The organism is Candidatus Glassbacteria bacterium, assembly GCA_019456185.1.
In the GTDB taxonomy this organism is placed as follows: Bacteria; Gemmatimonadota; Glassbacteria; order GWA2-58-10; family GWA2-58-10; genus JAJRTS01.
In genome coordinates this window covers 60,855-76,844 of record VRUH01000017.1, presented here as the reverse complement: position 1 = coordinate 76,844, position 15,990 = coordinate 60,855, and the positions used below count along the sequence as shown (strand labels likewise).

Below are 15,990 nucleotides of genomic sequence, written 5' to 3'. Positions count from 1 at the left end.
CTGGTCGTGGGGGAGGGAGTGGTTCATTATTAGTCCTCTTTGGAAAATATATTTGTCGGCTTCTTGCCCATGAGAGTAGAGAGGGCTATTATATTGTTTAAGTAAACGGATACATCGCAAAACAATGCTTATAAGTAATTTAATTACAAATAAATTAGGGAGATGTAAAGAATGATGCATCACAGGTTACTGGCATCGTGTGTTTTGGCGACGATAATTATTTTGGCGGCTTGTTCGGGCAACGGTAACGACGACCCGGCCGGGGCGCTCGCTGGGCTGGCCGGGCAGCTTGCCGCCAACAACGACCGCCGCGAGGTGCTGCTGGTCTACGGCCCGCGCGAGCTGCTCAATTTCGATATCTACTACCGCGACGGCGAGACCTGGCGGATCACCCCGCCGGTCAACGACAAAAACAACCCCCGCGAGTTCGTGAGCACCAGCCTGGATTCGCTCTACGACTCCGACGGGGACGGGATCAACGAAATCCTGGTCAGCAGCCGGCTTTACGACGGCAACACGATGGTCAAGGAGGTGCGCTGGAGCAGGTCGGGCTACGAGGTGCTGAGCCAGAGCACCGTGATCGCCGAGCCGGAGACGGCAAGGCCGCACGCACCTCAAACCCGGACGGCATCCGGCACCGGCAGTACAACAGCAGTTCAGACCAGCCCCCGGCCTGCTCCGGCGCAGACCGAACCGGAACCGGCGGTCGAGGAGAAAATCCCGCCGATTATCCCGTCGTGGGGCACCTACGCGGTCAAGAAGGGGGACACGCTCTACGGGATCGCGCTGGTGCTGGGCACCAGCCTGGACGAGCTTGAGCGCTACAACCACAACCAGCTCCAGGACCGCGGCCTGCGTGTGGGACAGCGGATCAATGTTCCGGTGCCCAAGCGGCCCGGCCGCAACGTGGACGTCTCGATCCGCAAGGACTACTACACTGTCCGTTCCGGCGACACCCTGAGCGGCATCTCGGAAAAGCAGGGCGTCAGCGTGCGTGCGCTCAAGAGCTGGAACCACTCGATTCCCGGCGACGGGACGATCAAGGTGGGCCAGCGCCTGGCGATCCATCACGCGGTGGTCACAATCGGCTGATGGCGGGGCAGGTTGGATATTTTCGCCCCCGGCTGGAAATGATTGCAGGGGCGACGCGTGTGTCGCCCCTTGCGGGTAGTGCGAAATTGCGGGTAGTAATGAAGGGGCGGACCCATGTGCCCGCCCGTTTTGCAGGTGAAACAAGCCAGTGCTCAATACTCCGGAAACGGGTAGGGCATGTCTTCCTCGTAATCCGGGTCGTCGTGCGCTCCGCCGTCTCCGGCTGGAGTTGTCAGCAGGATTATCCTCCTGAACTTCCCGCTGAACACCGGGTAGCCCCGCACCCGGACGCTGCGATTGGTCCCGCCCCACTTGATGCTGCCGGCCTGCTCCCTGAACTTGCCGTAAATATCCACCTGTTGGCGGATCTCCATTTCCACCTGCTGGCCGTCGGGCGGGTGGCCCAGCCCCGGCGATGAGAACCGCCTGTAGAGCTCGCCGCTATCGAAAATGGTCACCACCATCGGTGTGACAAATGACAGCCTGATCGCCAGGGCCTCGTGGCTGACATTGCCGTAGAGCTCCTTGAGCCGGGCCAGGTCGTGGTCCGCCGCCGGGGCGTCCTTGACGAACCACTGGTGGGGGCAGAGCAGCAGCGAGGCGAACTTGCTGCAATAGTGCTCCAGCTTGCCGCCCAGGGTGGGATCGCCCTGATGGTTATCGGGGTGGGACCAGTAGATATGGGCGATCTCGTGGGCGATCCTGAACGCCCGCCGCTCCTCGCGCAGCTCCCGGTTGACCCTGATCGTCCAGCCCCCGTCGCTTCTCATCAGGGCGCTCTCGGGGATATGGCCGCTCTCGACAACGCGGGCGCGGAATCGTTCGAGGATCGGCTCCAGCGGCACCGGCGGGGCCTCGATCCCGCAGGTTTCGATAATACGCAGGGTGATAGCTCTGATCTTGGGGAAGCTCAAGGGATATCCTCCGCATGAGGCACGCTCAACGGCCGAATACGGCGCCGGTCAGCCGGATAACCGCGGCGGCGGCGGCGCAGACCACCAGCACGATTGTCATCAGCAGGCAGGCGGTGACACTCAGCCGGATCGTCCCGGTGTAGTCGGGCGTGGAATAGCCCAGCAGCGCGGCGATCAGGTTGACTGTCAGCAGGACCAGCAGGATAACTCCCAGGCCGCTGGCGGCCGCCTTGAGATCCTGGCTGCTCAGAGTCATCCCGCTGCCGACCGCCAGAACGAGCCAGCCGGCCAGGTAGATCCGCCAGCCTGTCCAGTCGATACTGCGTAAGATCTTCAGAGTTGTATCCCAGAGCAGCGTCCCGAACCGGGTCAGCCAGTTGACAAACCCGGAGCCGCTGTCAAGATTCGGCCCTCCGGCCAGCACACCCTGCAGGCTCAGCGTCAGTCCGGCCAGGTAGCGCAGGAGAACGAAAATCACCAGACTTCCCAGCACCAGCGGGCCTACGCTGATAAAGAAATTACCGGCCAGGTGCCAGATATTGCCCCGCGTGTAGCTGTGGCTCACGTAGCCGGCGTCACGGTTGCGGGTGTTGAAACTGAACAGGCGCATCCCGGTGATTTTATGGCCGAAAACGGGACAGAGGATAGCGTGGCCCAGTTCGTGGACCATCGTCCCGATCCAGCCGATGAGATAGATATAGGCCTGGAGGCCGAGCAGACGGACAGTGCTGCGTTCGAGGAGGTTACTGACCAGGTGGATCAGCCAGCCAAACAACAGCAGCGGAGCCACCAGGGTGAACAGCTGTCCCAGGGTGGCGCCCGCCGCGCTCAACAGGATTCTCTGCAGGCTATCCCACATATGGCACCTGGCCCGCAAACGCGGGGGAGGGGATCAGAACTTGATTTCCTTGAGGAATTCGATCACGCCCTCCTTCAGGTCCGGATGGTCCAGGGCTAATTCGATTGTCGCTTTCACGAACGATAGCTTGTCTCCGACCGTATGCCACTTTCCCTTGAGTATATGGGCATAGACCACTTTTTCCTGAGCCATTTTCAGGATAGCGTCTGTGAGCAGGATTTCCTTATGCTGCTCGTCGATCCTGGTCTGCTTCAGGTAGTCGAATAAATCCGGAGTGAAAATCATCCGGCCGCAGAGCGCCAGGTTGCTGGGGGCCTTATCCACGGAGGGTTTCTCGATCAGGTCCTCGACGACATACTCGCCGTTGATCGGCTTGCCCTTGATAATACCGTAGGAGCTGACCTTGTTCTGCGGCACCTGCGAAACTCCCAGCACAGAGCTGTTGTATTTCTCGAACGTATCGATCAGCTCGCTGAGAGCCGGCCGCTTGCTCATGATCAGGTCGTCGGCGAACAGCACCGCGAACGGCTCGTTGCCGATATGGTTGGCCGCTTTGAGGACGGCATGGCCCGTGCCCAGCGCCTCTTTCTGCTGGAGGTAATGAATATCCGCCAACTGCTCGATCCGCTCCAGGGTCTTGAGCACGGATTCCCGGCCTTTTTCCTTGAGCGTCATGTTCAGTTCGATCGACTTGTCGAAATGCTCGACAATCGCCCGTTTGCCCCGGCCGGTGATAACCAGGATGTCTTCGATTCCGCTGTCGACTATTTCTTCGATGATATACTGGATCGCCGGCTTGTCCACCACCGGGATCATCTCCTTGGGCAGGGCCTTGGTCACCGGCAGGAATCTGGTTCCCAGTCCGGCGGCTGGCACCACGGCCTTACGGATTTTCATCACTTGTCTCCTTTGAGGTGCTGGATAGTGTGCGGAGATTCACCCCTAGGGATGAACCTCCCACCCGCACAACATAGCCGAGTCGGCTCTGTTTTTCAAGTGGCGCGCCGCAGGGGTGACAACTTGTGGAATTTTCCCTTTCCATAGCTCGTTGCGCTCCGTATCTTAATTCCAGCCGGCTTCGGCGGTAAAGTAACCAGGCCGACGGCGACATTATGATTTGGCAGACTGACCATGATTCAAGCTTGGAGGACAGTGGACATGCACCGCATCCCGGCATTGCTCGTTATTCTGGCTTTGGCGCTTACAATCACGGCCGGACAGGCCGAGCTGCTTTCGATCAAGCTGACCGGCCGCAGCCAGACGTCCTGCTGGAGCCTGGAGGATATTGTCTCGCAACTCACCGGGGAAATCACCGGGGAGCGCGAGAAAGTGATTGCCCTCCACGAGTTCGGGATGAAACACCAGATCCACTTTATCGGCCCGTACGAGGGCGGAATGTACGTCCACGACGCGCTGAAGAATCTCGGGGTCTACGGCTACAACCTCTGCGGCAACAACAGTGCGACCATGTGCGCGCTTTACAGCCTGGCGGGTCTGCAGGCCCGACGGCGGGGAGGGACCGGCCACGTGATCCCCGAAATCTGGTTCGACAACAAATGGAACTATGTGGACACGGACATGTTCGGCTACGTCTATCTGCCCGATGACACCCGGATCGCCTCGTTCGACGAGTTGGTCGTCAACCCCGAGCTGTTCGCACGCGCCGGCCGGCGGCCGGAGCCGTTCTACCCGTGGGACCCGCCCCGGGCGATGATGAAGGCCTTTATCGATGCGCCGGGCTGGAAAGACTACCACGGCTATTCACTGGCCCACATGATGCGCCTGGAACTGCGAACCGGCGAAAAAGTGACCTGCTATTACCGTCCCCAGGGACAGGGCCGCTACCATATTGACCCGGAGATGCTCCCCGATCCGCTGACCACCGTCTGGCGCAACTACTGGCTGGAGGGCCCGGTGCGGGCCAACTCGATGGCCTGGACCGACACCGTGCCGGCGGCCTACGGAAACGCCGAGTTCATCTACGAACCCGACCTTCTCTCCGACGTATTCCGCCGCGAGAATCCTGATATCCAGGGAGTGGAAAGCGCGATTGACAGCGACTATCCCCCGCTGGTTGCCGCTGCCACGGGACAGCCCGCGTCGGTCGTGGTCGAGGTCCGCAGCCCGTGGGTGATCGCCGGGGTCCAAAACAACCTGACCGACTTCTCGGACAACACCGATGGCGCGGTGGCGAGCGGCTGGTTCTGGAAGATCGAACCGCAGGACCGCAACGCCGTGTCTGTCTCCACCGACGGGGGCCGGAGCTGGGTCACTGTCTGGGAGAACGAGTGGCGCGGCGCTGTGCCGTTCGAGGTTGACCTGACCGGACACGTGCAGGGCCGCTATTCTTACCTGGTCCGGTTCGAATGGACCGACAACGGCGGCACGGGCAGGGTCGGCCTGCAGGGACTGAAACTGAGCACCTGGACCGAGCTGTCGCCGATGGCGCTGCCGCGGCTCGTGCCGGGGCGTAATGATTTCAAAATTGCGGTGGGCAATCACCGGGCGCTGCTCTATAACTGCTTCTGGCGTCCGGGCGAGAGCCTTCCCGGCCAGGAGCTGGTTAACCTGTCAGTCCAGGAGGGCGCGGAGCACCGTCTGCGGCTGACCGATCCCGCGGCGCCGGGGGAGGTAGCGTTCACGCCCGGCACCGAGGGGCTGATCGACCAGCTGCGGATCGGCTTCCATGTTTCGGCGGCCGGTGGCGGATCGGTGCAGGACCTGGAGGCCGTTCTGTCGATCTCCAACAACCGGGGCGCGAGCTGGAACGAGCTTGAGCGATACAAAGCCCACCCCGAGCATGAACTGGACGGGGCGTGGTTCAACCATGTCATCAGTGACAGGGCGCTCGTGGGCGCCAATACGCGGCTCAAGCTCACTGTCCGCAACGCCGATATCCACACCGTCCAGTTCAGCACCCTGGAGCGAAGAAACCAGGCGGTTTCATCCGAGCTGAAAATAACCCACGCCTACCACGACGGGCGCGGCAACAACCAGGCGGTCAGCTGGAGTTTTCCGCCGGGTGCGCAGAACGGCGGTTACCAGGTGAGTGTGCCGCAGGAGAAGATTTACAACCACTCGCTGACCTACGAGGCGGTGGCGCCGGGCAGCAACTGATTGAAGACGGCCGTTTGGAATGATAACAGGGAGTAATGCACAATGATTTCCTGGACTGTACTGGGAGTTTTTGCGGCAGGTTTCCTGGCTGGATTTATCGTTGCCTTTTTCTTCAGGAAGAAGAAAACCGCGGAAATCGTGGACGAGGTTTTTCGCAGGTTTGAAACCCAGGTCAGGGACAGCTTCGGCAAGATGTCGCTCGATGCCTTATCGAAATCAATCGAGGTGGCTCAGAAAAACGTCGAGGGTTTGGGAGTCAAGGAACTGGATTCAAAAAAGGGCCTGATCGATCAACAGTTGCAGAATATGACCGCCGAACTCAAAAAAGTGTCCGATCTGGTCAGGGAGATCGAGAAAGACAGGGAGAAGAAATTTGGTGAAATTACGAATCAGCTGAAAACGACGGGCGAGCAGACGACGGCCCTGATTCAATCGACAAGTACGCTGCGGGAAGCGCTGGCCAGCACGAAAGTGCGGGGGCAGTGGGGAGAGCGAATGGCCGAGGATGTCCTGCGGCTGACCGGGTTTATCGAGAATGTCAACTATGAAAAGCAGAAGACTATCGAGGGGATCGGCACCAGGCCGGATTTTACCTTCTTTCTGCCGGATGAATTGAAATTAAACATGGATGTCAAGTTTCCACTGGATAATTACTTGAAATATGTAGAAGTGGAATCGGAGCAGGATAAGGCGGAGTATTCGAAAAAGTTTTTAAAAGACGTCAGAGCACGCATCAAAGAGATAACGACCCGGGATTATATCAATCCGGAGCAGAACACTGTCGATTATGTGTTGCTGTTTATTCCCAACGAGCAGGTTTATGCTTTCATTCACGAACAGGACAGCACGATCATGGACGAAGGTTTAAAGAACAGGGTGGTATTCTGTTCTCCTTTGACCTTGTATGCAATCCTGGCCGTAATCAGACAGGCGGTGGATAATTTCTCGCTGGAAAGAACCTCGAACGAAATATTATCGCTGTTGGGTATGTTTAAGAAACAATGGGATGCCTTTGTTAATAAATTTGAAACACTAGGGAAAAGGATCGCAAGTGTTCAGAACGAGTATGAGACTCTGACCACGACCCGTAGAAGGGCGCTCGACAGGCCGCTGGATAGAATCGAGGGTCTGAGAACACAGCGCGGGTTGCCGATAGCATCTGCCGATGAAGACAATGAAGCGGACAGCGAGGTGAGTGATGAGGATGATGCTTGAAAAATTCTGCTATCATTATTCTTCTCAGTGCATAAATCCTTTTACAAATATAACTTGCAGCCAGCTAAATGTTTTTAAGATAGGGAAAAACTTGAAAGAAATTGACTTAACAGATTGAACTTTATTAAAGTTACACTTTATGAACCAAAGCCCAGGACAAGCCCATTTTGACCTGTCGGAGATTGTGAAAGATTTCATCTTTCGCGATCGACGAATAGCAGATTATCAACAGTTCCGTATAAGAATTCTTTTTGATGAAAGTGCTAGTTTGCGAAGGCTGGCCGAGGTCGGCAATACCACTGGTACTATGCGTATAGAAAAGGGCGACGAAAGTGATTTCCATGGATTCTTAGCGGCAGAAATTCGAAACACAGTTCATGTTGGGTATAAGTCGTTTTTGCATAGTCCCATCAAGAACGGTGATAAAACAATCGGCTATATTACATTTGACAGTCTTGAGAAAGTTAATTACCAAGAAAATGACATTGCACGCATAAAAATTTTAAGCGCACTAATCGGCTATGAAATCCTACACCTTCGGCAGAAACGTAGCTTTTCTACAACACTTTCCCAGAATCTTGGCCGGGTTTTCCGAGCGACAAGAAAAGAACTTGGACTCTCGCAGGCTGAACTAGCAGGACGGATCAAAACAAGCCGGATAGCGCTTTCGCGATGGGAAACTGGCTCGCAACCTCCATCTCGAGGACCATTGTTTCGGTGGGCAACCGAACTCGGAATTTTAGCTGGTGGGAAAAGATCACTAATCACTGTCGTTGATGCAACACCAAGACTACTTGAAATTATCAAACATGAGCCAGCCCGTCTTGACGACTTAACACCCGATCAATTCGAGTTGGTTGTTGCTGATCGCCTTAGTTGTATGGGTTACGATGTACAACGAACAGGTAAGTCAACGATGAAGGATGGGGGTATTGACATCATTGCTTTACCTCGTATGAGAGATGTGGCATCATTTCTTCTGGCCGTTCAAGTAAAACATCATAGCCGTGGTGCCTCGACGGGTCGAGGTGCTGTAGACAGGCTATTGGCGTGGCAGAATACAGTATTTCGTCTTGGGTTGCTGGTGACTAATACTCGTTTCACCCGGGACGCGATCTGGACTGCTACCAGCGGTGATGCTAGAAACTTTCTGCGCCTTAGAGATTTCGAGGATTTAAAGCGATGGCTTCAAGGAGTATACCACTCAGAAATGGATTGGAAAGAAATTCCTGAGAGCATCGAATTGGCTCCTGGTGTGTCAGTTCAAGTACCAAAACCTAAATTCTCCGAGGCAAATATTGTGTGGCCCTTTAAGCTTTAAGGAATATTATGAGAATAATGAATAATCCCATGCTGTAACTATATCTCTTGCTTAGATTGCGGATTAATGAGAAGTCAATTGATTTGACGGCAAAGCTTCCAACTCTCCCCACTGGCGCAGGATCTCGAAGAGCACCACCCCGAACGACACCGACACGTTGAGACTGTTCTTCTATCCCGGCAGCGGGAGAGGGCCTGATCTCAGGGCTTGTGGCCGGACTGGACGTAGGCGCAAAGTTCTTCGGCGCTCATGCCCTGGATGCCGCACTTTTCGAGCGTGCGGCCTGTTTGCCAGTAGTCCCGGCCCGAGATGGCGATGCCGATTTCCACGGTGGCGCGCATCAGGGGGGTGGGCACACCGAGCATTTCCCCCAACTGTGACCAGCAGACCAGGCCGATGGGGATGTCTTCGGTTAGGTAGCGGTTGGTCAGGGAAGTCGGGCCTTTGATCGGGGTCAGGCCCTTGCTGCCTTTCAGTGCTTCCCACAGGTCTCCTCTGGGCCCGTAGTCCACCGCATGAAGCGCTTCGGCCTGGTCCGGCAGCTCCAGGCCCAGCTTCCTGCCTATTTCCCGCCTTTCCTCGTCCAGTTTTTCCATCGCCCGGGCGGTGGAGGGGGTTATCCCTTCCTCGTAATACCAGAATTCACCCCGGGAGTATTCGATGCGTCCGGCGTTCATCAGCACGCCCAGCGGATGGATCACCGGGTTGCAGTTGGACAGGCCCGCTTCCAGCACGTCCCGGTAGCGGGCGATTCCCGGATAAAGCTCCTGCAGGAGGGCCAGGACTTCCGCGCTGCGCCGGGCAGGGAACACGCCGGCCCCGAACACGGGCAGGGCATGATAGACGAGCACCGAAGAGGGCCCGGTGATCCTGGTGGCATAGGGCAGGGTGTCGAGTTCGGAAACGGTGACCTCCGCCCGGCAGCCGAGTGAGCGCAGGGTGGCGATGAATTCGAGACTGCCCAGGGTGCCCGGAACCAGCACCACGTGCTGGCCGTCGCTGAGTGCTCCGGGGGCCAGGGCTTCGGCGTAGCGGCGGTGATAGAGGGCGGGCACCACTATCAGCACGGCTTCGGCACCGTCGGTGGCTTCGGCCAGTTGATGGGTGGCCAGGGCGAGTTTCGCCGTGCCGGTGCGGGATTTGCCTTCGATGGTGATTTCCCCCCGGTCGAAAATCCCGGCCACCGCGGCCTGAAACTCCTCGAATTCGAAGAGCCGCACCTCGTGGCCGGCCAGGGCCATATCCGCAGCCACGGTCCTGGCCCCGTGGCCTCCGCCGAGGACGGCTATTTTTCTGGAAGCCATGCTCTCCTCTTTTTCTGCCTGTGCTGGTCAGCGGCCAAAAAATCAACTGTACGTCGTCAGAACATGTTGGACAATTGGTGTTGAAAGTAAGGTGCACATCTCAGTAATTGCAACTGATTTTTGAGTTCTCCTTTCCCGAAGTTAAAAGCTCGACTAATCACATCGGCTTCTCCTCGCAATTTATTTTGGCTTTAAGAATAATTGCTGTACCGCGCCCTAACCAATGATCGAGCTAGAGCCATGGTCCGGACCAAAACAGAAATCGCTTGGTACAGCGCGGATATGAGGTTGATAGCGGATGGTTATGTGGAGTGGATTAGGCGAAAGTAGCATGCTCAACCCATACCACTCCCTATTCAATTCAACGTTTAATTGAATAAGCTCAGGCGGGGTGTACGAGACTATTTTAAAACTTTCCTGGCCGAAATGCCAGAAGAGTTGATAAGGCAAATTGAGGCGGTGGCAGCATGAAACTGTATCTCTCTACTCTGGAAACATTACACTTATTCGTCGATACCAAATCCATCATCTAATCAAATAGTACTTCCTGGCATCTACTTAATGAAACGCCGTTCTTATTGGGGTGCAGTATACCATGTTGGATTGGCAAGATCAGAGAGCATCTTTCGCATCTTGTCCGGTGGATGCATTTGAAGCCTGATTGTCTTGTCCAGCGATGCGGTAAGCCATTTCTTTACTGGTGAGGGTGTTCCCAGAACCGCCAGCAGATTTTTGTCCAGTTCTTCCTCTGGAACTGAAGGATTGCAGAACTTTTTCAGAGTGTGGCAAATAGTTTCCATCCTGTGGTAAGTAGGTACTAAGTTTATGTTTCTTCCACACGCGGCGAAAGATGTTGCTGGAGTGCAATTTCCGCCGATGGCTTCAAGGATAAACTGCAGATTGTCAACGAATCTCCAATGGCAGGGCCAAAGCATATCGATGGCAAATCCCAGCGACAGAGTCGTCTCATCACCGTTCTCAGTGTCATTAATAGTGGTACTTACTGTCTGTAGCCAAAAATCTTTGTGCTCTTTATAACGCTCCGGGCACTGGTCAAGAGAGGTGGCGTCATAATCCCCCACATTCAGGACAAGCCATACGTACTGTACAGCCGGATCGTTGGCAGGCTGTGGCCAGTGGATAATGCTGCGGATTTTCTCGATTACTCTCTGGATTTGCCATTCTTTCAAGCGGGAACGTTTCCCAATGCTATTGAGTAATTCTGCCGCTGGGATCTCTCCGATGACCTGGTCAAGCAAATCTACCGGACAACCTGCACACCATGCAGACAGTGCGGCGCATGCGTTTTGCCATACCGTTTCTGCGGGGTGCTGATGATCCGCAGGCCGAGTGCCCAGCCCTTTATTCGACTCTTCTTTACCAATGGCCTCGATGATGTTGGTAACCCAGCGCTCGGCCTTGTGGTGGCATAGTTCGAAAGTCGAGATCAGCTCTCTTATTTTCGTTGCCTTTGCGTCAATGGGTTGCAGGTCATCTTCGAGAATGTCGATAGCCCGCATTTCCGGATCAGTATCCAGTGCGCAATTGCGCCACCATGAGCGGCATTGGTCTGTCATGATACAGTCCTCACGTTATTGTCAAAAGCTTTGTAAGTCACAGGCAATCCTTAAACCAATCTATACCAAGCTACGCCAGCAGATCCCTTATGTATTATTTAACTCTGCTTTTAAACTCTATAAACCCTTTGATCTGCCCCCCAGAACGGTACCACTAATAATGAGAGAACTCAAGTTTTTGAGATTGGCATTTGGTCAATTATTATCCACAATTGTCATCAATGATCTCAGGTGAATTAATACTAAAGATATATGCACAGCAGAGATCGCAAAGGAGACTTAAGGATACGCGTTTCTACGCTAATTATCCATTGACGGAATGTGTATTTGCGGAATATAGCTATTTTTAAACTTTACAACAAAAAGGCTCGCAATAAGTTGCGAGCCTTCTTTTTAAAATGGCGGGCTCGACGAGACTTGAAATCGAACCTCTAAGAGCTTTTTGTCGGGGTTTGTCATTGGCACTACTCTTCAGTGGCCCGGCAGTTCCTCTGACGGTAACACAGTTAGCTCTCCCCACTGGCGCAGGATCTCGAAGAGCACCACCCCGAACGACACCGACACGTTGAGACTGTTCTTATAGCCCAGCAGCGGGATTTCCACGATCTCGTCCGCCGCCTGCAATACCTCATCGCCCAGCCCCAGCGCTTCGTTACCCAGCAGCAGGCAGACAGGTTGTTTCGCCCACGGATCGTACAGCGAGCGGCTGGCGGAGGTCGTTTCCAGCGCGATTATCTTCTCGCCGCGGCTTCTCGCCTGGCTGACAGCAATCGGCGCGGACTCCGCGTGCTCGTGAGGGACATACTCCGCCGTGCCCATCGCCGTGCGGACCACCCGCTCATTGGGAGGGTGCGCCGTAATCCCGCAGGTGACCAGCCGCTGCACGCGCCCGCATTCGGCCGTGCGGAAAATGGCTCCCACGTTGAACGCACTGCGGATATTGTCCAGCACGACTGTAACAGGGATTTTCGGCAGCGACGAGTAGACCTCGATCGGCACCTGGCGGTCGAGGTTACGGACGACGGGAGACAGGCCGTGGTTATTTTTGTTGCGTTTTGCCATCGGATATCGAAACTCGGCATAATGGGGGATTTTTTGCCGCGGATCCCACGTCATATCATATGACCCGTATAAGCGGGGCGCGTCTTCAATTGTTCCGACGCACTTCGTCGGGACAATTCAGGCCCTGAACAAAAGCAGCGGCGTCAGTAGCACATGCACAAACCGGCTGCATTGCTTTAAGCGTGGATGCGAGTTCGGCCCGGTGAAAACTTTTTGGTTCTTTTTGGTTACAAAAAGAACGAGTATTCTTTAATCCAACGTTCTACTCACCGGGGCCAAGCCCCAGCTCGATAAGCACCAACCGCTCCTCCAGAGTTATGAAACAGCTTGTAGCCCCTTAGAACTCCGCATTACCCGGCGTGCGCGGAAACGGGATCACGTCACGGATATTGGCCATCCCGCTCAAAAACAGCATCGTCCGCTCCAGGCCCAGGCCGAACCCGCTGTGGGGCACGGTGCCGAAACGGCGGGTATCGAGAAACCACTCATAGGCTTTCTCGTTCAGTCCCTGCTTGCGGATCCGGGCCAGCAGGACATCGTATCGCTCCTCACGCTGGCTGCCGCCGATTATCTCGCCGATCCGCGGCAGCAGGACATCCATCGCCCCGACAGTTTTCCCGTCGTCGTTGAGCCGCATGTAGAACGGTTTGATTTTAGCCGGGTAGTCGAACAGGATCACCGGGCCGCCGAATTTCTCCTCGCTGAGATAGCGCTCGTGCTCGGTCTGGATATCGTCGCCCCACCCGGTGGGAAACTCGAATTCTTTGCCGCTGGCGCCGAGCAAGCCGATTGCCTCGGTGTAGCTGAGACGCTGGAACGGTTTTTCGATAATCTGCTCGAGCTGCTCAAGCAGCCCTTTCTGGTACCAGCGCTGCATGAACTCGAGGTCAGCGGGATCGTTGTCGATCATGTAGCTCAGCAGGGCCTTGATGAACTCTTCGGCCAGGTCCATGTTGTCGTTCAGGTCATAGAACGCCATTTCCGGCTCCGCCATCCAGAACTCGGAGAGGTGACGGGGGGTGTTGGAGTTCTCCGCCCGGAAAGTGGGGCCGAACGTATAGACCTCGCTCAGTCCAAGAGCCATCAGCTCCGCCTCGAGCTGTCCGCTGACCGTAAGCCACGCCGGCCTTCCGAAAAATTCCTCGTCGCCGGAAGTCTTGACCTGGAACATCTGGCCCGCGCCCTCGCAGTCGCTCGTGGTGATAACGGGGGAGTGGATATAAAAGAAGCCCTTGCGGCGGAAAAAGTCGTGGATTCCCTGCGAGAGGTGGCTGCGCAGGCGAAACACGGCGGCGAACGTGTTGGTGCGCACGCGAAGGTGGGCTTTGGTGCGCAGGAACTCCATCGTGTGCTTTTTCTTCTGGATCGGGTAGGTTTCCGGGTCGGCCTCGCCCAGCAGGGTCAGGTTGGCGGCCTGCAACTCGAATTTCTGGCCCTTGCCGGGACTGTCGGCCAGCTCGCCCTCGACTAGCACCGAACTACCCGTGTGCACCCGCTCCATCAGCTCGAATCCCGACGTGTCGGGACTGAGTACAACCTGCAGACCGGCCGGAGAACTGCCGTCGGTAAGGTCGATAAACGCCACGTTCTGGCTGAGCCTTGCCGAGCGCACCCACCCGGCCGCGGTCAGGCAGCCGCCCGCTTTGTCACGGGCCAGAATTTCGCTGATTTTCTCCCGTTTCATCGCGTTTCCGCTCTTGATCTTGATCGCTGAACTTCTTTTAGCCCGGAATCCCGGCAATCTTCTGCGGGCAAGATAACAGATCGGCGGGACAAAAAAAAGCCCGCCGGTGGAGGCGGGCAAAGCGATAGATCAAAATAGCAGGAAAAGGGAGTTCTGCTGCTTAAATACCCGGCAACCACAGACGGGTTCCAAAGGACTGTTACAACTCCAGTTCGTAGCTCTGGCCGAACTTGGGGACCTCCACATTCCAGCCCAGCTTATCGCGGATCCGCCGGGCCAGCCCGGCGGATGACTCCGGCTCGCCGTGGACGATAAAAGCGGTGTCCGGTTTGCGATTGAACCCCATCAGCCAGGCCAGGATTTCGTTGCTGTCCGGGTGCCCGCTGAACCCGTCGATCTGGGCGATTTTGGCCTTGACCGGCACCTGCCGGCCGTGGATCTTGATCGACCTGGCCCCATCGACCATCGCCCTGCCCCTGGTGCCCTGTGCCTGGTAGCCGATAAACAGGATCGTGTTCTGCTTGTGGGGCAGGCGGTGCAGCATGTGATGCAGGATCCGTCCGCCGGTAACCATCCCGCTGGCCGAGATGATTATCGCGCGACCGTTGATCTCGTTGATCGATTTCGACTCCTTGACCGTGCGGCAGAACGTGAGGTTTCCGGGCTGAAAAATCCTCTTGCCGTTCAGCGCCTGGACCCTGGCTGCCAGGTCCATATCGTGGATGTACTTGTCGAACAGCTCGGTTGTGCGGATCGCCATCGGAGAATCCACGTAGACCGGGATATCCTGCAGCGTACCCTCCTCCTGTAGCTCGCGGATCAGGTACAGCAGGGTCTGGGTCCGTCCCACGCTGAACGCCGGCACCACCAGCACGCCGCCGCGGCGCACGCTGTGCTTGATCACTTTCGCCAGTTCGGCCTTGGCGTCCACCTTGCCGTGGAGCCGGTTGCCGTAGGTGGATTCCAGCACCAGGTAATCCACGTTGTAGGCCTGCACCGGATCATTCAGGACCGGACGTTCTGGTCGGCCGAAATCGCCGCAGAAAAAAATCTTGCGGCTGCGCCCATCGACAGTACGCTTGATATCGACAAACGAGCTGCCCAGAATATGCCCGGCGTCCTTGAACTTGACTCTCGTCTGGCTGTCCAGTTCCAGGTGCTCGCCGTAGTGCCGGGGCTGGAAAAGCTGGAGCGCGTGTTCGGCGTCCTCGACCGTGTAGAGCGGAAGGGCCGGACTGTGTTTGGAGAAACCTTTCTTATTGGCCCAGCGGGCGTCTTCTTCCTGAAGGTGTCCGCTGTCGCGGAGAAGGATCTGACAGAGGTCACGGGTGGCGTGCGTAGAGTGTACCCGCCCCCTGAAACCACCTTTCCACAATCTGGGCAAATAGCCGCTATGGTCGATATGGGCGTGGGTCAGGAATACGCGGTCCAGCTGAGCTGGAGGAAAAGGGAAAGGTTCCCGGTTTCTCTGACGAAGTTGTTTCAGGCCCTGAAACAGGCCGCAGTCGACTAAGAGGTTCTGCTTTTCTGTCCGCAGCAGGAACCGGCTGCCGGTGACTGTGCCGGTCGCTCCGAGGAAAGTGATCTTCGCCACTCCGGCTCCCGGGGAACATGTTTGTCGACAATGTGCAAAGTTCTTATGCAATGGTGCCGGCGGCCGGAGCGTTTGTCAACTCAAATCAAGATTGCTTTAGTACTGGCAGTGTCAATTAGCGAGCCTCGATGATTACTGCATTCAGGCATTATTGTCAGCCGAAGCCGCCGGGTCTTTCGAGCCCACTGCTCGATCTTCGCAAGAGTGTAAAAAAATTGTCGGTTTGACAGCCGGCTAACAAAAATCTAACA

Annotated in this window: 12 protein-coding genes; 4 read left to right on the top strand and 8 right to left on the bottom strand. The window is 56.2% G+C overall.

Annotated elements, in window-relative coordinates:
• The first annotated feature begins 171 nt into the window (after nucleotides 1-171).
• Nucleotides 172-1,092 carry a LysM peptidoglycan-binding domain-containing protein gene (locus FVQ81_08585; GenBank protein MBW7996604.1) on the top strand — a complete coding sequence of 307 codons (921 nt, stop codon included), beginning with the start codon at nucleotides 172-174 and terminating at the stop codon, nucleotides 1,090-1,092.
• A gap of 152 nt (nucleotides 1,093-1,244) precedes the next feature.
• Here the strand turns inward: FVQ81_08585 and FVQ81_08580 are convergent, their stop codons facing one another.
• From FVQ81_08580 to FVQ81_08570, 3 genes are read right to left on the bottom strand one after another with little or no spacing between them, the layout of a single operon-like run.
• Nucleotides 1,245-2,006, bottom strand: coding sequence for an ImmA/IrrE family metallo-endopeptidase (locus FVQ81_08580; protein ID MBW7996603.1), 762 nt, complete (start codon nucleotides 2,004-2,006; stop codon nucleotides 1,245-1,247).
• Between the two features lie 25 nt (nucleotides 2,007-2,031).
• Nucleotides 2,032-2,865, bottom strand: a complete 834-nt coding sequence (locus FVQ81_08575; GenBank protein MBW7996602.1) for a hypothetical protein — start codon at nucleotides 2,863-2,865, stop codon at nucleotides 2,032-2,034.
• A 33-nt stretch (nucleotides 2,866-2,898) separates the two neighbouring features.
• A complete protein-coding gene (locus tag FVQ81_08570; GenBank protein ID MBW7996601.1) occupies nucleotides 2,899-3,762 on the bottom strand; it encodes a UTP--glucose-1-phosphate uridylyltransferase in 864 nt (287 codons plus the stop codon).
• A gap of 234 nt (nucleotides 3,763-3,996) precedes the next feature.
• On the opposite strand from FVQ81_08570, the gene FVQ81_08565 reads away from it, so the two are divergent.
• From FVQ81_08565 to FVQ81_08555, 3 genes are all read left to right on the top strand, one after another.
• Nucleotides 3,997-5,982, top strand: a complete 1,986-nt coding sequence (locus tag FVQ81_08565) for a hypothetical protein (protein ID MBW7996600.1) — start codon at nucleotides 3,997-3,999, stop codon at nucleotides 5,980-5,982.
• 42 nt (nucleotides 5,983-6,024) lie between these two features.
• Nucleotides 6,025-7,197, top strand: coding sequence for a DNA recombination protein RmuC (locus FVQ81_08560; GenBank protein ID MBW7996599.1), 1,173 nt, complete (start codon nucleotides 6,025-6,027; stop codon nucleotides 7,195-7,197).
• A 139-nt stretch (nucleotides 7,198-7,336) separates the two neighbouring features.
• A complete protein-coding gene (locus FVQ81_08555; protein MBW7996598.1) occupies nucleotides 7,337-8,518 on the top strand; it encodes a helix-turn-helix domain-containing protein in 1,182 nt (393 codons plus the stop codon).
• 200 nt (nucleotides 8,519-8,718) lie between these two features.
• Here FVQ81_08555 and FVQ81_08550 read toward each other — a convergent pair whose 3' ends face one another.
• From FVQ81_08550 to FVQ81_08530, 5 genes are all read right to left on the bottom strand, one after another.
• On the bottom strand, nucleotides 8,719-9,822 hold the full coding sequence (locus tag FVQ81_08550; GenBank protein MBW7996597.1) for a dehydrogenase: 1,104 nt from the start codon (nucleotides 9,820-9,822) through the stop codon (nucleotides 8,719-8,721).
• Nucleotides 9,823-10,397: 575 nt separating this feature from the next.
• Nucleotides 10,398-11,399 carry a hypothetical protein gene (locus FVQ81_08545; protein ID MBW7996596.1) on the bottom strand — a complete coding sequence of 334 codons (1,002 nt, stop codon included), beginning with the start codon at nucleotides 11,397-11,399 and terminating at the stop codon, nucleotides 10,398-10,400.
• Between the two features lie 471 nt (nucleotides 11,400-11,870).
• Nucleotides 11,871-12,515, bottom strand: coding sequence for an RNA methyltransferase (locus FVQ81_08540; protein MBW7996595.1), 645 nt, complete (start codon nucleotides 12,513-12,515; stop codon nucleotides 11,871-11,873).
• A gap of 283 nt (nucleotides 12,516-12,798) precedes the next feature.
• Nucleotides 12,799-14,145, bottom strand: a complete 1,347-nt coding sequence (asnS, locus tag FVQ81_08535) for an asparagine--tRNA ligase (GenBank protein MBW7996594.1) — start codon at nucleotides 14,143-14,145, stop codon at nucleotides 12,799-12,801.
• Between the two features lie 199 nt (nucleotides 14,146-14,344).
• Entirely contained in the window at nucleotides 14,345-15,739 is a 1,395-nt protein-coding gene (locus FVQ81_08530) for an MBL fold metallo-hydrolase (protein ID MBW7996593.1), read from the bottom strand.
• Nucleotides 15,740-15,990 lie beyond the last annotated feature (251 nt).